Origin of the sequence: Actinokineospora bangkokensis, from assembly GCF_001940455.1 — a bacterium.
GTDB classification, from domain to species: Bacteria; Actinomycetota; Actinomycetes; order Mycobacteriales; family Pseudonocardiaceae; genus Actinokineospora; species Actinokineospora bangkokensis.
The window spans coordinates 783,484-803,992 of the sequence record NZ_MKQR01000009.1; the positions used below are offsets into that span (position 1 = coordinate 783,484).

10 protein-coding genes are annotated in these 20,509 nt (G+C 74.1%); 7 read left to right on the forward strand and 3 right to left on the reverse strand.

The window, feature by feature from the left end; genetic code table 11:
- Positions 1–10 precede the first annotated feature (10 nt).
- Positions 11–7,684 carry a neuraminidase-like domain-containing protein gene (locus BJP25_RS11330; RefSeq protein WP_075974752.1) on the forward strand — a complete coding sequence of 2,558 codons (7,674 nt, stop codon included), beginning with the start codon at positions 11–13 and terminating at the stop codon, positions 7,682–7,684.
- Positions 7,681–11,499 (forward strand): Tc toxin subunit A-related protein, encoded by a 3,819-nt coding sequence (locus BJP25_RS11335; RefSeq protein ID WP_075974753.1) that lies wholly within the window; start codon positions 7,681–7,683, stop codon positions 11,497–11,499. Before BJP25_RS11330 ends, BJP25_RS11335 begins: the two co-directional genes overlap by 4 nt.
- A gap of 194 nt (positions 11,500–11,693) precedes the next feature.
- Here the strand turns inward: BJP25_RS11335 and BJP25_RS11340 are convergent, their stop codons facing one another.
- Complete coding sequence (locus BJP25_RS11340; RefSeq protein WP_075974754.1) at positions 11,694–12,638, reverse strand: NAD-dependent epimerase/dehydratase family protein; 945 nt, start codon at positions 12,636–12,638, stop codon at positions 11,694–11,696.
- Positions 12,639–12,705: 67 nt separating this feature from the next.
- On the opposite strand from BJP25_RS11340, the gene BJP25_RS11345 reads away from it, so the two are divergent.
- The 4 genes from BJP25_RS11345 to BJP25_RS11365 all read left to right on the forward strand — a co-directional run bounded on the left by BJP25_RS11345 (position 12,706) and on the right by BJP25_RS11365 (position 17,708).
- A complete protein-coding gene (locus BJP25_RS11345) occupies positions 12,706–13,185 on the forward strand; it encodes a MarR family winged helix-turn-helix transcriptional regulator (RefSeq protein WP_233158005.1) in 480 nt (159 codons plus the stop codon).
- 35 nt (positions 13,186–13,220) lie between these two features.
- Positions 13,221–14,210 carry a YdcF family protein gene (locus BJP25_RS11350; RefSeq protein ID WP_075974756.1) on the forward strand — a complete coding sequence of 330 codons (990 nt, stop codon included), beginning with the start codon at positions 13,221–13,223 and terminating at the stop codon, positions 14,208–14,210.
- Between the two features lie 196 nt (positions 14,211–14,406).
- Positions 14,407–15,975 carry a chitinase gene (locus BJP25_RS33255; RefSeq protein WP_143218991.1) on the forward strand — a complete coding sequence of 523 codons (1,569 nt, stop codon included), beginning with the start codon at positions 14,407–14,409 and terminating at the stop codon, positions 15,973–15,975.
- Positions 15,972–17,708 (forward strand): chitinase, encoded by a 1,737-nt coding sequence (locus BJP25_RS11365; protein ID WP_075974757.1) that lies wholly within the window; start codon positions 15,972–15,974, stop codon positions 17,706–17,708. The genes BJP25_RS33255 and BJP25_RS11365 overlap by 4 nt, the downstream gene beginning before the upstream one ends.
- A gap of 66 nt (positions 17,709–17,774) precedes the next feature.
- Here BJP25_RS11365 and BJP25_RS11370 read toward each other — a convergent pair whose 3' ends face one another.
- Complete coding sequence (locus tag BJP25_RS11370; protein ID WP_075974758.1) at positions 17,775–18,518, reverse strand: ABC transporter permease; 744 nt, start codon at positions 18,516–18,518, stop codon at positions 17,775–17,777.
- Positions 18,515–19,447 (reverse strand): ABC transporter ATP-binding protein, encoded by a 933-nt coding sequence (locus BJP25_RS11375; RefSeq protein WP_075974759.1) that lies wholly within the window; start codon positions 19,445–19,447, stop codon positions 18,515–18,517. Before BJP25_RS11375 ends, BJP25_RS11370 begins: the two co-directional genes overlap by 4 nt.
- Positions 19,448–19,743: 296 nt before the next feature.
- On the opposite strand from BJP25_RS11375, the gene BJP25_RS11380 reads away from it, so the two are divergent.
- Entirely contained in the window at positions 19,744–20,502 is a 759-nt protein-coding gene (locus BJP25_RS11380; protein WP_075974760.1) for an NAD-dependent epimerase/dehydratase family protein, read from the forward strand.
- The last annotated feature ends 7 nt before the right edge of the window (positions 20,503–20,509 follow it).

Consider the following 20,509-nt stretch of genomic DNA (forward strand, 5'->3'; position numbering starts at 1 on the left):
AGGGCGCACCATGCAGCCGATCACCCCACCCGTCACCGTGGAGAGCCCGCGCGCTGTCGTCGTCGCGCTGCAGGACGCCCTGCGGGCGCTGCTGACCGCGGGTGAGTTCGACATCGGTCCCGACGACCGGCTCGCCTACCTGCGGGAGGTCGAGTCCGAGCGCGGGGAGTACGGGTACACCACGGACAAGGTCGTCGGCATCGCGCAGTCGCAGTACGGGGTCGAGGTGTCCGGGCGGGTCGACGAGCGGACCGCCGAGCTGCTCAACGAGCTGCTGCGCCGCCACGGGCTGCTCACCGGGGAGCCCGCTGAGCCGCTGGTCGTGGCCGGGCAGGTCACCCGCGACGACGGGACGGGGATCGGCGGGCTGACCGTGGCGGTGGTGGCGGCCGAGGGCGCGGCGGTGCGGCTGGGGCAGGACACCACCGGGGTCGACGGGCGCTACACCGCCCGGTGCGACCCGGCCGCCGCGCTGCTGGTGTCCGTCGTGGACGCCCGGGGCGCGGTGCTGGTCACCTCCGAGGTGCGGCGCCGGTCCGCCGGGCTGGTCGTGGTCGACCTCGTCGTGCCCTACGCCGTCGACGCGCCCCGGGACCGGGTGCGGGGGAACGTCGTGCTGGCGCACGGGGCGCCCGCGGAGGGGGTGGAGCTGCGGCTGTACCGGATCGGGTTCGGCGGGAAGGCGACCCAGGTCGGCTCAGGGCGCACGGGCGAGTCGGGGCGCTACAGCCTGGACGTGCCGCCCGGGGTCGGGGGGTTGGAGCTGCGGGCGGTGGAGCCGGGTGGGGCGCAGGTGGTGCTGACCCGCCCGATGCACGGACGAGGCGCCGCGCCACTGGTCGTGGTGGCACCCACGCGGGTGCAGCCGCCCGCCCCGGAGCACCGGCGGCTGGCGGCGGGCCTGGCCCCGCACGTCGGTGACCTGGCCGCGCTGGCCGGGGCCCGCGAGGACGACGGCCGCCAGGACCTGACGCTGCTCACCCGGGCGACCGGGTGGGACGCGCGGCTGCTGGCACTGGCCGCCAACGCCGCCTCCCTGGCCCGCACCACGGCCCTGCCGCACGAGGCGCTGTACGGGATGCTGCGGGCGGGCCTGCCCGCCGACCCGCTGCAGCTGGCCAGGGTCAGCGCACCCGCGGTGCGCGCCGCGCTCACCACGGCCCGCGACGCCGGGGTCATCGGGCTCACCGACGCCGCCATCACCTCCGCCACCGGCACCTTCACCGCCTACGCCAGGGCGACCGGGCTGGCGCTGCGCGCCCCCGGCTCCCGCTCCACCTACGGCGACATGCTGGCCACGGCCCCGCTGGACGCCTCAGCCAAGGCCGCGTTCGCCACCGCGTTCCTCGACCACCGCGGCGACGCCGAGGGCCTGTGGGACGCGGTGGCCCGCGCCGGGGTCGGGCCCGACCAGGTGCGGCTCCTGCGCAGGCAGGGCAAGCTGGCCTTCCTCACCGCCAACAGCGCCCAGCTGACCGGCAGGCTCCAGCAGCTGCTCGGCGCGGCGGAGCCCGACGCCCTGGTCGGCAAGCAGTTCTACGAGCCGCAGCCGTGGTTGGCCGAGCTGCGCGCGCTCAGCGGCGGCGACCCGCAGCGGCTGGCCGCGCTGGTGCCGACCGCCTACACCGGCGCCGACGCCACCGCGCGGGCGGAGGCCTACGCCGCGGACCTGGCCCGCAAGGTGCGGGTCGGCTACCCCACGCAGGTGCTGGCCGACCGGGTGACCCGCGACGACGGCACCCGCTTCCGGCTCGGCCCGGCGCGCGCGGAGGTCGCCACCCTGCTCGGCCGCGCCTCCGGCCTCGGGTTCCGGCTCGGCCGCAGCTCGGTGCAGGCCTTCCTGACCGAACACCCCGCCGCCGCGGCCGGGCTGTCCGCGCCGGAGGCGGCCAAGGAGGGGCTGCGCACCCTGCACCGGGTCTACCAGCTGACCCCCAGCGACGAGGCACTGCCCGTGCTGCTCGAACACGGCCTGACCTCCGCCTTCGACATCGTGGCCCTCAGCGAGGCCGACTTCATCTCCCGCTTCGGCGCGTTCTTCCCCGACGGGCAGGCGCACCTGGTCTACCGCAAGGCCCAGCAGGTCAGCAGCGTCACCTACACGCTGTTCACCGCCGCCCGCACCCTCGACGCCACGGCCGCGGTGCCGGTGGTCGCCGCGGCCACCGAGGTCCACCAGGCCGCCCGCGACGACCTGGTCAAGCAGTTCCCCACCCTGCGGTCGCTGTTCGGGTCGCAGGACCACGGCGAGTGCGAGCACTGCCGCTCGGTGCTCAGCCCCGGGGCGTACCTGGTGGACCTGCTGCGGTTCGTCGACGTGGAAGCGCCGCTGTGGCGCAACTTCCTGGCGACGTGGCGCGAGCGCCACAACGGGGTCGACTACCCCGGCCCGCACCCCTACGACGTGCTCACCGCCCGCCGCCCCGACCTGCCGCACCTGCTGCTGACCTGTGAGAACACCGAGACCGAGCTGCCGCACATCGACCTGGTCACCGAGGTGCTGGAGTACCACGTCGCGCACGGGGCGCTCGCGGCGGACGCGGTGCGCGACACCGGCTCGGCCACCACCGAGGAGCTGCTGGCCGAGCCGCAGCACGTGCTGGCCGAGGCCTACACCGCCCTCGACGCCGCGCGCTACCCCGTCGGGCTGCCGTTCGACCTGTGGTTGGCGACCGCCCGCGCGTTCTGCGGCTCCACGGGGACTCCGCTGTGGACGGTGCTCGACGTCCTGCGGCCCACGGCGGCGCTGGTCGACGCGGGCGCCGACTACGACGGTTCGGCGGTGCTGGCCGAGGAACTGGGCCTGAGCCCCACCGAGGTGGCCGTGCTGACCGACCCCGAGCCGCTGGACACCTGGTTCACCCTCTTCGGCCACACCTCCGCCGCGCAGGCGCTCACCCCGGCCACCGCCGCGGACACCGGCGAGCGGGTCGACCTGCGGTCGGCGGCCTGCTTGGCCCGCCGCCTCGGGGTCACCTACCGCGACCTGCTCGACCTGGTGCGCTGCGGCTGGATCAACCCCGAGCTGCCCACCCTGGTCCTGCTGCGCGCCCTCGGCGCCACGCCCACCGACGTCCTGGCCTACCGCGCCGACCTGCCCTTCTACACCGCGAACCGGGACCTGGTCGGCGTCGACCCCGGCGCGCTCACCCCGGCGCAGCGGGACCGCTACCTGGCCCTCAGCGCGGCCCAGCGCGAGCGGCTGGCCGCCGTGGCCGACCTGGAGACCCGGCTGGCCGCGATCACCGCCGCCCACCCCGGGTTCGACGCCCGCGCCTGGCTGACCACGGCGTTGGCGGACGGCACCTTCGACGACGTGCTGGTGCTCGCCGACACCGACAGCGACGACAGCTTCGAGACCGCCACCGTGCGCTACGCCGACGGACGCCCCGCCGACCCGGTCGTCTACCTGCGCCTGACGCTGTTCGTGCGGCTGCGGCGCACCCTGGGGTGGACCACCGACGAGCTGGACCGGGCGCTGGTCGCGTTCACCCCGGCGGACACCCCGTTCGACGCCGCGCACCTGGCCCAGCGACCGCTCCGCGGGGTGCTGGTGCTGCTGGCCCACCTCGACCGGCTGCACGGCCTGCTCGGCGTGCCCCGCACCGACCTGCTGGTCCTGTGGGACGACCTGGCCACCACCGGGCGGTCCTCCCCCTACGCCCGCCTGTTCCTCACCCGGTCGGTGCTGCGCGCCGACCCGGCCTTCGACGACCCGCTGGGCCGCTACCTGCGGGACCTGCCCGCGGCGGAGCGCCCGGTCGCCGCGCACCGACCCGCGCTGCAATCGGCCCTCGGCGCGACCGCCGACGACCTCGACCGGGTCCTGCGCCGCACCCACCCCGACGCCGCACCGGACATCTCCCTCGCCGTGGTGTCCGACCTGCGCCGCCACACCCTGCTGGCCAAGGCGCTGGGGATGCCGGTGCGCGACCTGCTGGCGCTCATCCGGCTCTCCGGCACCGACCCGTTCCGCCCCCTGGGCCCGGGGCCGCTGGCGGAGGACCCGCCGCCCGCCGAGACCCTGCGCCTGGTGGAGCTGGCCCGCGCCCTGAGCTCCAGCGGGCTCACCGTCGCGGACCTGGACTACCTGCTGCGCCACGAGACCGCCGACCACCCCGCCGACCACACCGACCGCGCCGCGACCCTGGCCACGTTGCGCACCATCTCTGACGGCATCCGCGCGGTCCACGCCGACCACCCCCTGCCCGACGCGACCACCCCGATCACCACCGCCCGACTCGGCGCCGAACTGGGCTTGGCGTTCGCGCCCTCGGTCGTCGACCGGTTCCTGGGCCTGCTGGAAGGCACCTCGGGCACCACCGTCTCGGTCCCCGCTACCCCCGCCGACCAGCTGGACCCGGTCGCCTTCGCGGGAACAGCGGTGACCGACCTGCACTACGACCAGACCCGCCAGCAGCAGCGCGCCACCGTGCGAGGTGTGCTGACCGACGAGCAGCGGGCCGCCCTCGTCGCCGCCCACCCCGGACCGGCGCTGCCCGCGCTGCTGGACGCCGCGCGCGCCGAAGCCCGCGCCTTCTTCGACGCCACCCTGCGCAAGCAGCGGCTGCGGCTCGACGACGAAGCCGGGTTCCTCGACGACGCCGACTTCGCCACCCTGTTCGCCCCGGTCATCCCGGACACCGACCTCGGTGCCCGGCGCCACCGCGTGGCCGAGGCGTTCCTGCCCGTGCTGCGCCGCAGGCTGGTGCGGGCCTTGGTCGTGCAGACCGTCACCGGGCGGACCACGGCGGACCCCGCGCTGGTGACCGACCTGCTGACCGACGAGCGCCTGATCTCGACCCCCGGCGCGCTGCTGGGCGACCTCTCCGCCGTGGGGGACCTCGGGTTCAGCACCACCCACCGGGCCACGTCGGAGGACCCGTGGCTGCCCGGCCCGGACCTGCCCGACGTCGACACCTCGGGCGCGGTCGACGTGCGGTTCGACGGGTACCTGGAGGTGCCCGCGCCCGGCCCGTACCGGTTCACCGCCACGCTCGACACCGCGGGCGCCTCGGTCCGGCTCACCTTCCCCGACCGGGCGGACCCGGTGCTGCTGGCGACCACCGCGACGGCCGCGGGCCAGGAGCACAGCGCCTACCTGGAGCTGGAGGCCGCCACCGCGCACCGGTTCACCGCCGAGGTCATCGGCGGCGGACACGTGCAGGTGCAGGGCGAGTCGCTGCCCCGCGGCGGGCTCGACCGGCTGGCGCCCCGGCCCGCCGCCGCGCTCGACCGCGCCGCGGACGCCCTGCTGCTGCTGGACAAGGCGCTCGCGGTCACCACCGGGTTGGCGCTGTCCCGGCGCGAAGTGCGCCACCTGCTCACCCACCGCGCCGAGTTCAGCCTCGACCTGTCCCGGCTGCCCGTGCGCGCCCACCCCGACAACACCGCCCTGGCCACCGAGCTGTTCACCGGGATCGCGCGCGCCCTGGACTACACGCGGCTGCGCCAGGAGGTCGCGGGCGGCGGTGACGGGCTCGTGGACGTCTTCGCCGCCGCCACCCCCGCCGACGCCCACGCCGCGCTGGCCGCCCTCACCCGACGCCCCACCGAGGTCGTGACAGACGCGGTCGCGGCCCTGCCCGCCGCCCCGCTGACCGACGAGCGGTCCGTGCGCCGGGTGTGGGAGCTGTTGCGGGTCGTCGAACGGCTGGGGGTGCCGGTGGCCGCCGCCCGGTCGTGGACCCGGATCATCGACCCCACCGCCACCCCGGCCGAACGGGCCGCGCTGGCCGCCGACCTCACCGCGGCGGTGAAGTCCCGCTACGACACCGAGACGTGGCTGTCGGCCTCGCGCGCGGTGGTCGACCCGCTGCGGCAGCGCCGCCGCGACGCGCTGGTCGCCCACGTGCGCCACACCGGCGGGTTCACCAGCACCGAGCAGCTCTACGAGCACTTCCTCGTCGACCCCGGCGCCGAACCGGTGGTGCGCACCTCCCGGGTGCGGCTGGCCATCTCCTCGGTGCAGCTGTTCGTCCAGCGCTGCCTGCTCAACCTGGAGCCGCGGGTGCACCCGTCGGTGTTCGAGGCCGACAAGTGGGAGGCGGTGAAGCGCTACCGGGTGTGGGAGGCCAACCGCAAGATCTTCCTGTACCCGGAGAACTGGCTGGAGCCGGAGTTCCGCGACGACAAGACCCCGCCGTTCCGGGAGCTGGAGTCCGCGCTGCTGCAAGCCGACGTCTCCGCCGACGCCGCCGAGGACGCCTTCCTGGGCTACCTGCGCAGCCTGGAGGAGATCGCCCGGCTCGACGTGGTCGCCACGCACCTCGACGCCGCGCCCGACCCGGCCGACAACACCCTGCACGTCATCGCCCGCGGCTTCGGCCAGTCCGGCAAGTACCACCACCGCACCTACCGCCACCGCACCTGGTCGGCCTGGGAGCCGATCTCCGCCGAGGTGACCGGGGAGCACCTGGCGCCGGTGGTGTGGCGCGACCGGCTGCACCTGTTCTGGGTCACCTTCGTCGACCGGATGCCCACCCCGGACCCGCCGCCCCCGCCCCCGCCACCCGCCCTGGGCGCCGTCAAGGCCGTGGCCTCGCCCTACTCCGAGGTCACGATCGCGCGGGACACCACCGAGCTGGCGAACATGACCATGGACCACCTCAGCGGCAGCGCCCGGTCCACCATGCCGGACAAGGTCGTCGTGGTGCAGCTGCACTGGAGCGAGCTGGCGCACGGGCAGTGGAGCACGCACACCTCGGCCGCCTTCGACGACGGCATCGCCGTCTCCGTGCACCCCACCTTCGACCCCGCGACGGTGCCGGTGCACGTGGCCGTGTCCTACGCCGACGGCGCCGAGACCGGCGTGTCGATCCACCTCGGTGGCGCGGTCAACCAGTCGTTCCACCTCGCCGGGCGCAACAGCGCGCCGCAGGTGCGCCCGTACGCCGCTCCCCCGGCGAACCCCTACAGCGCGGGCGCGGTGCGGGCGACCAGGCGGGTCGGCAGCGGCCCGCTGACCGTGCGGTTCCAGCAGCGCATCAGCACCGACGACAGCGGGAAGTCCACCGTGGTCACCGCGACCCCGGCCGTGCTGCGCCAGGGCCGGGACCACCAGCTCGTGCTGTGCGACAACGACATCACCCTCGGCGACCCCGAGATCGCCTCGCTGGTCAAGCCGGTCTTCTACCAGGACGACCGGGCCACCTTCTTCCTGGAGCCCAGCCTCGACGAGCGCACCGTCGACGACTGGCAGGAGTGGGTCACCCGGACCCCGGCCCCGGTGGACCAGCTGGAGGAGCCCGACTGGTGGAAGACGGTGGTGCTCACCCCGGTCATCCCCAAACCCGGGCTGTCGCTGGACCCGGACTGGGCCGCCTGGCCGCCGCCGATCGACCAGGACTCCTTGCTGGGCCTGGGCTCCGGGCAGGACTGGCTGGTCAACGCGCGCACCGGCGTGCTGTTCGGCGGGGAGGTGATCGGCCCGGTCGGGCGCACCGGCATCACCGCGACCGCCGCGGCCACCGCCCGGTCCACCGCCGCGCTGGTCGTCCCCGTCGCGGGCAGCGGCGTCACCGCCGAGCAGGTGCTGGTGGCGGGCTCTGCCGCCGCACTGCGGCCCGAGGGGCTGGCCGCGGTCACCGACGGCATCTCCGTCGTCGGCGCGAGCGGGCTCACCGCCGGGCTCAAGCTCGCGCACACGGCACTGGGGGCCGCGGAACCGGGAGGCACGGCATGAGCAGCGACGAGATCGGCTTCCACACCCACGCCTACCGCGAGTTCCTGCCCCGCGTCGGCTACCGGGAGACCAAGGAGACCAAGCACTTCGTCGTGCAGGAGCGCGACCTGTCCTACCGGGTGCGCCCGCACTTCCACCCCTACGCGGGCGAGCTGACCCAGCGGTTGATCACCGGCGGTGTCCGCGCCCTGCAGGACGCCGACACCGACCACGCCCCCGGCGGCGCCGTGCTGCCGTTCAGCACCGAGGTCGCCGCCGCCACCGGGACCCGCCTCGACCTCGCCGCGGGCGTGACCGTGCTGCTCACCGCCACCACGACCGCGGCCACCGCCGGGGCGACCGTGCAGTTGGCCGCCGGGTACCCGGCACCGCTGGCGACGGGCGCGACGGCGGCGCTCACCGCGGGCGCGCGGCTCAGACTGCGGGACGGGTTCCCCGGCAGGGCGCCGGGCTCCCCCGCCTTCGCCCTGCCCGCGACCGCCACCGGCGAGCTGACGCAGGACACCCCGGTGACGCTGCCGGGCCCGGTCGGGGTCCTGCTGCCCGACGGCGTGGTCGCCACCCTGCCCGCCGCCACGGTGGTCCTGGTGCGCACCGGGACCCGGCTCACCACGCCCGCGGGCACCACCGTGTCGCTGCTGGCCGCCCGGCCGCGCCCGGCGCTGCACGCCGACCTGACCTCCCCGGCCGACTACGACCCCTCGCCGCTGGTGCGGACCCCGCTGCCGGTGGCCGACCTCGACTTCGCCGTCGACGGCGCGTACTCGGTGTACAACTGGGAGCTGTTCTACCACGTGCCGCACACCATCGCGGTCCACCTCAGCCGCAGCGGCTGGTACGCCCAGGCCCAGCAGTGGTTCCACGTGTGCTTCGACCCCACCGCCACCGGCGAGCAGCCCGCCCCGGCCCGGTTCTGGGGCGTGCGCCCGTTCCAGGAGGCCGACGTCCGGCGGATCAGCGACATCATGGTCAACCTGTCCACCGGGCTGGACCCCGACCTGCGCGCGCAGACCCTCACCGCGCTGGAGGCCTGGCGCGACACCCCGTTCCGGCCGCACGTCGTGGCCCGCCACCGGCAGCAGGCCTACATGTTCGCCACCGTCATGGCCTACCTGGACAACCTCATCGCCTGGGGCGACTCGCTGTTCGCCCAGGACACCGGTGAGGCCATCGACGAGGCGCTCATGCTCTACGTGCTGGCCGCGAACATCCTCGGCCCGCGCCCGCAGGAGGTGCCCCGGCGCGGGTCGGTGCGGCCGCAGAGCTACGCCGGCCTGCGCGGCGACCTCGACGCCTTCGGCAACTCCCTGCGCGAGCTGGAGGCCGACATCCCCTTCGACCTCATGCCCACCCCCACCGCGGGCGCGCCCGCCCCGGACGGCCGGGTCGCCACCCTGCGCGGCCTGGGCCGCACGCTGTACTTCTGCGTCCCGCGCAACGACAAGCTGCTGTCCTACTGGGACACCGTGGCCGACCGGCTCTTCAAGATCCGCAACAGCCTGGACCTGCGCGGGGCGTTCCGGCAGCTGGCCCTGTTCGACCCGCCCATCGACCCGGCGCTGCTGGCCCGCGCCGCCGCCGCGGGCCTGGACGTCGGCGCGGTGGTGTCCGGGGTCAACCAGCCGCTGTCGCTGGTGCGCTTCGGCTACCTGGTCGCCAAGGCCGCCGAGGTCGCCCAGGAGGTCAAGGCGCTGGGCGCCAACCTGCTCTCGGCGCTGGAGAAGGAGGACGGCGAGGCGCTGGCGCTGCTGCGCGCCCGCCACGAGCGGATCGTGGTCAGCCAGGCCGAGCACGTCCGCTACGGCCAGCACCAGGAGGCGGTGCGCAACCGGGAGGCGGTCGCCAAGTCGCTGGACAAGGCCATGGCCGCCTACGTCCACCACGAGCGGCTGCTCGGCCGCAAGGACGACGAGATCACCCCGCCCGCCTGGCCCGCCTTCGACCAGGCCGGGTTCGACGCGATGACCTTCACCTCCACCGAGCCCGACCTGCTGCCCCGGCCGGTCGCGGTCGACCTCGCCGCCGCGGGCGCGGGCACCGTCGGGGAGGTCACCTTCGGCTTGGCGGGGGCGGCCGACGTCACCGGCGGGCAGCTGGTCAACCGGCACGAGGCCGCCGCGCTCGACGGGCTGGAGACCGCCCAGGGCATGCACGACGTCGCCCAGCTGCTCAACCTCATCGGCAAGGGCATGATCGTCATCCCCGAGTTCGGGGTGAAGTTCCACTTCTGGGGCCTGGGCGGGGACTTCAGCTTCGGCGGCCCGCAGCTGGCCGAGCAGGCCAGCCTCGGCGCAGAGGAGGTGCGCGCGGTCGCCGACCGGGTCAGCTACGAGGCCACCCGCGCCGACCGCATCGGCGGCTACGCCAACCGAGAGCGGGACTGGACCTTCGCGGGCAACGACGCCGCCGCCGAGGTCAGCGCCATCCACAAGCAGCTGCGCGCCGCCGAGCTGCGCGAGGCCGTGGCCGCCACCGAGCTGGCCAACCACCGCACCACGATCAAGCAGGCGCAGGAGGTGGAGTTCTTCCTCTCCGGCGAGCGCGACAAGGACTGGACCCAGGCGCTGACGCCGACCGCCCGCAAGAAGGCGGGCCAGGACCTCTACACCTGGTTGCAGCGCGAGGTGCGCGGCCTGCACACCCGCGGCTTCCAGTTCGCCTTCGACCTGGCCCGCAAGGCCGAGCGCGCCCTGCAGCACGAGCTGGGCGACCCCGGGCTCACCGTGCTCGACCACGGCTACCTCGAAGGCCGCGAGGGGCTGCTGGCCGCCGAGCGGCTGCTGTTGGACCTCAAGCGGATGGAGCTGGCCTACCACGAGAACAACCGCCGCGAGCACGAGCTGACCAAGCACGTCAGCCTGCTCGCGGTCGACCCGGTGGCGGTGCTGCGGCTGCGCCGCACCGGCCGCTGCTCGGTGCGCCTGCCCGAGGAGCTGTTCGACCTCGACGGCCCCGGGCACTACTTCCGCAGGCTGCGCGGGGTGTCGGTCAGCGTGCCGTGCGTGGCGGGCCCCCACACCCCGGTGAACCTCACCCTGACCCTGGTGCGCAGCAGCGTGCGCACCGACCCGGCCCCGCGCGGCGGCTACGCCCGCGACGGCGCCGACGACGACCGGTTCAGCGACTCCTTCGGCGGGGTGGAGTCGGTGGTCACCAGCACCGGTCGCGTCGACGCCGGGGTGTTCGACACCCAGCCCGGCCAGGACCGCTACGCCCCCTTCGAGCACGCGGGCGCCATCGGTGAGTGGCAGCTGCAACTGCCCGCCGACCCCAGCCGGGGCGAACCGCGCCAGTTCGACTACGACACCATCAGCGACGTCGTGCTCCACCTGCGCTACACCGCCCGCGACGGCGGCGCCGCCCTGCGCGCGGCGGCCACGGCCAACCTCGTCGCCGCCATCGACTCCGCCGCCGCGGGCACCACCCGGCTGTTCTCGGTCAAGCACGAGTTCCCCGCCGAGTGGGCCGCGCTGCGCGCCACCCCCGCCACCGGCAAGCGCCACCGCCTGCGCCTGGACCTGCGGGACGAGCACTACCCGTTCTGGACCACCGGCAGGCTCACCGCCCTGCGCGAGGTGCGCCTGCTGGCCCAGGCACCCGGCCCGGCGCTGACCGTCTACGACACCGAGGCGCTGGGCGGCCCGACCAAGCAGGACGTGCTCCAGCGGGACCCGGCCCTCGGCGGGCTGCTCACCACCCGCCCGGTCAACACCGCGCCGCTGGCCACCCCGGTCGGGCGGTTCACGGCCTACCTGGAGGAGGTGGCGGAGCTGGAGGACCTGTGGATCGCGGTGACCTGGGCCGGGCGGGCGTGACCGGCACCGCCCGACAACCGATCCGGCACAGCAGGCTGGTCGTCGATCCTGGCGGGTGTGGTGGGTGACCTGCCTGCTCGACGTGCACTGTCGGAGATCGAAGCAACCTGGTTATCTTGATAGTAGATGGTTGATTGTGATTTCCGGTGATGACACTGATTCCGGCGGCGATCGGGGGCCCGCGCCGCCGACCGTCAGCGGTCGTTGCCCGCCCTGAGCCAGGCGATGTAGTCCGCGGCCGCGGCCTTGGCGTCGTACTCGGGGGTGAAGCCGGTGTCGGCGCGCAGGCGGGTGATGTCGAGCCAGCTGGTCGGGCGGCCGGGGGCGGACGGCAGCTCCGCCTGGAAATCGGGTTCGCCCGCCTGGATCGCGGTGATGACGTCGGCGTTGCTGGTGGCGTGGCCGGAGGCGACGTTGTACGTGTCGTGGTGGAGGGTGTCCGCGAGCTGGAGCAGGGCCAGCGCGCGGCCGGTGTCCTTGACGTAGAGCAGGTCCAGCGCGTCCTCCGCGTGCGGCGGGGTGACCAGCCCGGACAGGTCGGGGGCCGTGCGCCGCGCCGCCGCGTGGGCCAGGGACGGGGCGGCGAAGAACGGGTCGGGCAGGTGGCCGCCGGGGCCCCAGGTGCCGGAGATGCGGGCGTTGACGAACTGCACGTCGGCAGCCTGGGACAGGTACCCCGACAGCAACTCGAACACCTTCTTGAAGGTCGGGATGACGTGGCCGCGGCCCAGCGGGAGCGGCCTGTCCTCGGTGAGCGCGCCCGGGCCCTCGCCCCCGTAGACGCCGATGGTGCTGCCGGTGACCACCCGGCGCACACCCCAGGCGCGCGCGGCCCTGGCCATGTTGAGGAAGCCGTCGAGGGCGCGCTCGGACGCGTCGACCGGGTCGCCCTCGACGACCGGCCACGGGAGGGCGACCGCGAGGTGGACGATGCCGGTGATCGGGTAGCGCTCGCCCGCCGCGAGCAGGGCGTCGAGGTCCGACACATCGGCCTGGACGACGTGCACGGGCAGGTCGGCGAGGTGCGCGGGGACTTCGGGGGCGCGGCGCTGGAGCAGGACGCACTCCTGGCCCGCCGCGGTGAGGGCCCGCACGGTGTGCGACCCGATGAAACCCGCTCCGCCGGTCACGAGGATCACGAGAACTCCTGTCGTTGTTCTGATCGTCAGTGGTACTGACAATCAGCTTATGCATAGAATGGCGACCGTGTCCACCCCCGCAGCCGCCGCCGACCCGCACGACGTGCTGGGCTACCTGTTGAAGCACGCGAACCAGCGGCTCGCGGCGTTGACGGACGCCGCGCTGGCACCGCTGGGGATCGACGGCAAGGACTTCGGGGCGCTGCGGGTGCTGGCGGGCGGTGAACCGACCTCGCAGTTGCAGGTGGCGCAGCGGTTGGGCGTGGACCGCACGACGATGGTGGCGCTGCTCGACGCCCTGGAGCGCAAGGGGATCGTCGCCCGGCGGCCCGACCCCGCCGACCGCAGGCGCAACATCGTCGAACTCACCGAGCAGGGGCACGAGACCTTCGCCCGCGCCCGGGTCGAGCACGCCGGAGCCGAGGGGCGGTTCCTCGCGGCGATCGACCCGGACGCGGCCGCGCAGCTGCGGCGCACCCTGCGCGCGCTCGTCGAGCGCGCGGAGCCGGGCACCCCACCGGGCCCGGGACCTGCTCCCAGGGGATGATGCGGGCGACCGTTCGGCACCGGGTGCGGAGGACCATGCTTCTGGGAGCGCTCTTCCTCGCGGCCGCGGGGTCCCTGGCGGTGACGGTCCGGCGCGTGCGCCGGGAGCCGCGCCGGTTCGGCAACGCGGTGTGGTCCGGTGTCACCGCGGTGCTCGTCGTGGCGTGGTTGGTCGCCGTGCTGCCGGGGACGCGGTGGTTCGTCGCGGCGGGCCTCGGCGTGGTCGCGCTGGTGCTGCTCGTGCTGCCCTGGGCCCTGATCGCGAACGGCGTGGTGATGCTGCGCCGGGAGCGGGTCAGCGCGGCCAACGCGCTCTCGCTGCTCGCGGGCGTCGGGGTGCTGGGCGTCGTGGTGGGCGCGGCCGTCGTCTTCCTGTCGGACGTGCCCGACTGGCTCACCACCGCCGTCACCTCGGTGGTGCTGGTGGTCGGCTACCTCGCGTTCCTGTTCGTCGCCCTGCTCGGCTACTGCGCGGTCTACAGCGGGCTCAGCGCGCGCACCCAGCCCGCGGCGGTCATCGTGCTCGGCGCCGGGTTGACCGGTGGGCGGGTTCCCCCGCTGCTGGCCAGCAGGCTCGACCGCGCGGTCCAGTGGCGGGAGCGCACCGGGTCGGACCCGCTCATCGTCGTCTCCGGCGGTCGGGGAGCCGACGAGGACGTCTCCGAGGCCGAGGCGATGAGCACCTACCTGCGGGCCGAGGGGGTGCCCGGGAGCCGGATCGTGCTCGAAGAGCGGGCGACGACCACCGAGCAGAACCTGCGCGAGAGCATGGACCTGCTGACCAGCGATGGACACACCGGCCCGGTCCTGGCGGTCACCAACGACTACCACGTCTTCCGCACCGCGGTGCTCGCCCGCAGGCTGGGGCTGCGCGTGGCGGTGGTCGGCGCGCGCACCGCGAGCTACTTCGTCCCGAGCGCCTTCCTGCGCGAGTTCGCCGCGCTGCTCGTGCAGTACCGGCGTGCGAACGCCGCGGCGATCCTGGTCCTCGCCGCCGTTCCACCCGTGGTGCACCTGCTCGCCTAGATCGGAACCTCTCGTCGGGCAAGACACCCCGCGCGGTCACTCCAGGTACAACCACTCCCCCACAGCGGCCACTCGCCGCTGGTCGACGCGCCTCGGACGTCACGGTGCGTCACCCCCTGGACAACGAGGGCGCATTGGTCTAGACAAATAAGCACGCCGCGGCCCCCCCTGCACGCCGCGCGTCCTGGAGGTTGTCATGCGACGACGCCTGTCCTCTGCCCTCACCGCGCTCGGCCTCGCCGCGGCCTGCGCGCTCCTGCCCACCACCCCCGCGGCCGCCGCCGGCGAGACCGCCGCCTTCAGCAAGTCCTCCGACTGGGGAGGCGGCTGGGAGGGGCGGTTCACCGTCAAGAACACCGGTACCGCGGCGATCACCGGCTGGCGGGTCGAGTTCGACCTGCCGAGCGGCACCACGCTCGGGTCCTACTGGGACGCCCTGCTCACGTCCTCGGGGAACCACCACACGTTCGTCAACCGCGAGTACAACGGCTCGCTCGCCCCCGGCGCGGCGGTCACCTTCGGGTTCCTGGGCAACGGTTCGGGCGCCCCGCTGAACTGCCGCGTCAACGGCCTCGACTGCTCGGGCACCAGCACGCAGCCCGGCGCGCCCGGGGCACCGGCCAACGTGCGCGTCACCTCGACCGGTTCGAGCATCAGCCTGGCCTGGGACCCCGCCCAGGGCACGGTCAGCGGCTACCGGGTCTACGAGGGCAGCACCCTGCGCTCCACCACGACCGGCACCAGCGCCTCGTTCACCGGCATCCCCGCGTGCTCGTCGCGCACCTACGCCGTCGCCGCCTACAACAGCGCGGGCGAGACCCGCGCCACCGCGGTCACCGGCACCACGACCGGCTGCCAGCAGGCCGACCTGCCGAGCCACATCCTCACCGGCTACTGGCACAACTTCGTCAACCCGGCGACCGAGCTGCGGCTGTCGGCGGTGCCCGATGAGTACGACGTGGTCGCGGTCGCGTTCGCCGAGGCGTCCAGCACGCCGGGCGCGGTCACCTTCGGGGTCGACCCGGAGCTGTCCGCGGCGCTCGGCGGCTACACCGACGCCCAGTTCACCGCCGACGTCGCGGCGCTGAAGTCGCGCGGCAAGAAGGTGATCCTGTCCGTGGGCGGCGAGGCGGGCCGGGTGGCGGTCGGTGACGCGACCTCGGCGGCGAACTTCGCGAGCAGCGTCCGGTCGATCATGACCCGGTACGGCTTCGACGGGGTGGACATCGACCTGGAGAACGGGCTGAACCCCACCTACATGGCCCAGGCGCTGCGCACCCTGCGCGGCCAGGTCGGCTCCGGCCTGATCATCACGATGGCGCCGCAGACGATCGACATGCAGTCCACCGGCAGCTCGTACTTCGCCCTGGCGCTGGGCATCAAGGACATCCTGACGGTGGTGCACACGCAGTTCTACAACTCCGGCTCGATGCTGGGCTGCGACCAGTCGGCCGCCTACGGCCAGGGCTCGGTCAACTTCATCACCGCGCTGGCCTGCATCCAGCTGGAGAACGGCCTGCGCCCGGACCAGGTCGCCATCGGCCTGCCCGCGGGCCAGGGCGCGGCGGGCGGCGGCGTGGTGGCGCCGTCGGTGGTCAACAACGCGCTGGACTGCCTCGCGCGCGCCACCAACTGCGGCTCGTTCCGGCCGCCGCGCACCTACCCCGGGATCCGGGGTGCGATGACCTGGTCGATCAACTGGGACGTCACGAACGGCAACAGCTTCGCGCGCACGGTCGCCCCGCACCTGGACACGCTGCCGTGAGGCGGGCGATCGCGGCGCTGGCCGCCGTCCTGCTGCCGCTCACGGGGGTGGTGCCCGCGTCGGCCGCGAACCTGCTGACCAACGCGGGCTTCGAGTCCGGCACCCTCGACGGCTGGTCCTGCGCGGGCGGGTCGGTGGTCTCGACCCCGGTCCACTCGGGCACCCGCGCGCTCGCCGCCGCGGACTACGGCAAGTGCGCGCAGACCGTGGCCGTGCGGCCGAGCACCACGTACACGGTGTCGGCGTGGGTGCGCGGCAACCCGGTGTACCTGGGGGTGACCGGTGGGCCCTCGACGTGGGCCGCGCCCTCGGCCTACCAGCAGCTGTCGCTGACGTTCACCAGCGGCCCGGGCCAGACCTCGGCCGAGCTGTACCTGCACGGCTGGTACGGCGCGGGCACCTACTACGCCGACGACGTGGTGCTCGACGGCCCGGGTGGCGGCACGCCGGGCACGCCCGCGACACCGGGTGGTCCGACGGCGACCGCCACGGCGTCGTCGATCGCGCTGAGCTGGCCCGCCGCCTCCGGCGCGACCGGCTACCGCGTGTACGAGGGCACGGCCCTGCGCGCCACGACGTCCGGCACCTCGACGACGATCTCCGGGCTGGGCGCGTGCACGACGCACACCTACGCGGTCGCGGCGTACAACGCGGCGGGTGAGTCGGGCCGCAGCGCCGAGGTGTCGGCCACGACGGCGGGGTGCCAGCAGGCCGACCTGCCCAGGCACGCGCTGATCGGCTACCTGCACACGAGCTTCGCCAACGGCTCCGGCTACGTGCGGATGGCCGACGTCCCGGCCGCGTGGGACGTCATCAACCTCGCCTTCGGCGAGCCGACGTCGGTGACCAGCGGCGACATCCGGTTCGCGCTCTGCCCGGTGGCCGAGTGCCCGAACGTCGAGTCGGAGGCGGAGTTCACCGCCGCGGTCCGCGCCAAGCAGGCGCAGGGCAAGAAGGTGCTGCTGTCGATCGGCGGCCAGAACGGCCAGGTGCAGCTGACCACGGCCGCGGCGCGGGACAGGTTCGTGGCGTCGGTGTCGGCCATCGTCGACCGGTACGGCCTCAACGGCCTCGACGTCGACTTCGAGGGCCACTCCCTCTACCTCGACCAGGGTGACACCGACTTCCGCAACCCGACGACCCCGGTGGTGGTGAACCTCATCGCCGCGCTGCGGTCGCTGAAGTCCCGCTACGGCGCGGGTTTCGTGCTGTCGATGGCACCGGAGACCTTCTTCGTCCAGGTGGGCCACCAGTTCTACGGCGGCACCGGCGCCGGGGACAACCGGACCGGTTCCTACCTGCCGGTGATCCACGCGCTGCGGGACGCGCTGACCGTGCTGCACGTCCAGGACTACAACTCCGGTCCGGTGATGGGCCTGGACGGCCAGTACCACACGATGGGCGGCGCGGACTTCCACGTCGCCATGACCGACATGCTCAAGGCCGGGTTCCCCGTCGCCAACACCGGTCAGGTGTTCCCCGGCCTGCGCGAGGACCAGATCGCGTTCGGGGTGCCCGCCGCGGTCAGCGCGGGCAACGGCCACACCGCGCCCGCCGCCGTGCAGCAGGCGCTGACCTGCCTGACCCGAAACCAGGGCTGCGGGGGCTACGCGCTGCGCGGCGGGGCGTCACCGGCCCTGCGCGGGCTGATGACGTGGTCGATCAACTGGGACCGCTACTACGGGTGGGAGTTCCAGAACAGCCACCGGCCGTTCCTGGACACCCTGCCCTGACCCACCAGCGGGCCGGGACACCGGGCGCCCTCGTCGGGGCATGGCGAGGGCGCCCGGTCCCGCGCGCTACTCCCAGCGGAAGGTGCGGGCGGCGATGGCGCTGAACACGACCGTGTAGGCCGCCATCAGGCCCAGTTGCAGCGCGGGCGGGAAGTCGCCGCTCCACGAGTCCCGGATGGCCTGCAGGGCCGCGCCCATCGGGGTGGCGGTGCCGATGGCCGACAGCGGGCCGGGCAGCAGCTCGACCGGGGTCCACACGCCTGCGAGGAACAGCAGCGGGAACATCACCGCCAGGCCGATCGCGGTCGCGGACTTGCTGCTCTTGACCACCGCGCCGATCAGCAGGCCCAGCGACAGCACGGTGGTGGTGCTGAGCACGAACGCCAGCACGAAGCCTGCGGGGTTGCCGGGCGGCTTGACGCCGAAGGCGAAGCGGGCGAACACGATCAGCAGCACGACCGCGGCGATGGCCAGCAGGACGTTGACGATGATCTGGGCGACCAGCAGCAGCGTCGGGGAGACCGGCGAGGCGGCCAGCCTGCGCAGCACGCCGCGCTCGCGGTAGGTGGCCAGGTACACCGGCATGATGCTCAGGCCCAGCACCGCGAGCACCACCAGCACGGTGACGCCGGGGATGAACGTGTCGATCACCGCGGCGCCGCCGAAGCCGTCGTAGGGCTGGCGGAAGCCGGGGATGATGCCGAAGATCGTCATCAGGAACAGCGGGAACGCCAGCGTCATCACCGCGGTCGCGGGGTCGCGCAGCATGAGCTTGGTCTCGGTGAAGGTCATCTTGCCCAGGGCGTTCATCGGGCGGCCTCCTCGGTCTGGGTGGGGGCGGGGGCGGCACCGGTCATGGCGAGGAACGCGTCCTCCAACCCGGCCTGGTGCACCTGCAGCCCGGTCGGGACGACGTCGAGGCGGGCCAGCGCGGTGGTCAGCACCTGGAGCAGGTCGCCGGAGCCGGTGACGCTGACCGACTCGCCCTTGCGGTCCACGCCCGCGACGCCGGGCAGCGCCAGCAGGGTGTCGTCACCGACGGGGGCCGACGGGGTGAAGCTGACGCGCTGGTCGCCGCCCGCGCGGGCGACGATCGCGGCCGGGGTGTCCACGGCGGCGACCGCGCCGTCGTGGAAGACCGCGACCCGGTCGCAGAGCCGCTCGGCCTCGTCCATGAAGTGCGTGACGAGCAGGACGGTGACGCCGCGGTCGCGGATGCGCTCGATGAGGTGCCAGGTGTCGCGGCGGGCCTGCGGGTCCAGCCCGGTGGTCAGCTCGTCGAGGATGGCGACCTTGGGGTTGCCGACCAGGGCCAAGGCGATGAACAGCCGCTGCTTCTGCCCGCCGGAGAGCTTGCCGAAGCGGGCGTTGCGCTTCTCGGCCAGGCCCCACTCCTCCAGCAGGGACTTCCAGTCCGCGGGGTGGGCGTGGAAGGAGCTGTAGAGGTCGAGCGCCTCCCAGACCTTCATGTTGTCCGGCAGCGCGCTCTCCTGCAGCTGCACGCCCAGGTCGGCGCGCAGGGCGGCGGGGTGCTCGGCGGGGTTCATGCCCAGGACGCTGATCCGCCCGGAGTCGGCCCGGCGCAGGCCCTCCAGGCACTCGACGGTCGTGGTCTTGCCCGCGCCGTTGCGGCCCAGGATGCCGAAGACCTCGCCCTCCTCGACGGAGAACGTCACGTCGCGCAGCGCGACGTGGTCGCCGTACCGCTTGGCCAGGTGCTCGACTTCGATGATCGGCATCGTCGCGATCCCTCCACTTCCCGCGATCTTGGGGACAAGGCTATTGCCCGCCCGCCCGCGGCGACATCCGTGTACGCCCCCGACCCGGTGGGCCTTCCCCCACCCCCCGATTGGAGCAGCCAGCACGTCCATCAGCAGCTCGACCAGGGCGAACAGGGGTTGTCCGCGCGCGCGGTAGGGGATGCGCAGGGGGATCCGGACCCGTTGGTGTGCGCTAGAAAACAGCTTTGTCAGGGCGTACCGGCACCACAGTCCGTTGACCGGCGCGCGACAGCGCTCTCAGTGGACGGTGCCACATGCGGATCATCGGGAACGGGTTCTTAGCGCGACACCTGAGCACCCTGGTCGACCGGCACCCCGGCGCCGTCGTGCTGGCGGCGGGGGTGTCGCTGGTGTCCACCGGCGACCACGACGCGGCGTTCGCCAGGGAGCGGGCGCTGGTGGCCGAGACCGCCCGCCGCTGCCGCGAGCGCGGCGAGGTCCTGGTGCTGCTGTCGACGGCCTCGGCCGCGGTGTACGGCACGCCGGGCTGCCTGGGCGAGGAGGAGTGCGCGCACGAGGGCACCACGCCCTACGGCAGGCACAAGCGGGACATGGAGCGGGTGGTGCGCGAGAGCGGCTGCCGGTGGCTGGTGCTGCGCCTGACCCACCTCGTCGGACCGGACCAGCCCGCGCACCAGCTGGTCCCGACCCTCATCCGCGACGCCCGCTCGGGCGTCGTCCGCGTCTTCACCCGCGCCCGCCGGGACCTGATGGACGTGCAGGACTTCCTGGCCGCGCTGGACGCGCTGCTGGCCGCCGGTGTCACCGGCGAGGTCGTCAACGTCGCCTCCGGCGTCTCGGTGCCGGTGCTCGACGTCGTCCAGCACGTGACCGGGCTGCTGGGGGTCGTCCCGCAGTTCGACCTCGTCGACCGCCGCAGCGACCACGTGGTGCGGGTGTCCCGGCTGCGCGAGCTGACCGGCAGGGCCGAGCTGGGGGCGCTGGGGTACCGGGACGTGCTCGACCGGTACGTGCCCGTCCTGGACGCCCAGCAGGGCCAGTTCGTCCGCTGAGGACACC

Bases quoted from the DNA above. Each gene is read 5' to 3' on its own strand.
- BJP25_RS11330 (WP_075974752.1), top strand. From the start codon at position 11: ATGCAGCCGATCACCCCACCCGTCACCGTGGAGAGCCCGCGCGCTGTC.
- BJP25_RS11335 (WP_075974753.1), top strand. From the start codon at position 7,681: ATGAGCAGCGACGAGATCGGCTTCCACACCCACGCCTACCGCGAGTTC.
- BJP25_RS11350 (WP_075974756.1), top strand. From the start codon at position 13,221: ATGCTTCTGGGAGCGCTCTTCCTCGCGGCCGCGGGGTCCCTGGCGGTG.
- BJP25_RS33255 (WP_143218991.1), top strand. From the start codon at position 14,407: ATGCGACGACGCCTGTCCTCTGCCCTCACCGCGCTCGGCCTCGCCGCG.
- BJP25_RS11370 (WP_075974758.1), bottom strand. From the start codon at position 18,518: ATGAACGCCCTGGGCAAGATGACCTTCACCGAGACCAAGCTCATGCTG.
- BJP25_RS11375 (WP_075974759.1), bottom strand. From the start codon at position 19,447: ATGCCGATCATCGAAGTCGAGCACCTGGCCAAGCGGTACGGCGACCAC.
- BJP25_RS11380 (WP_075974760.1), top strand. From the start codon at position 19,744: ATGCGGATCATCGGGAACGGGTTCTTAGCGCGACACCTGAGCACCCTG.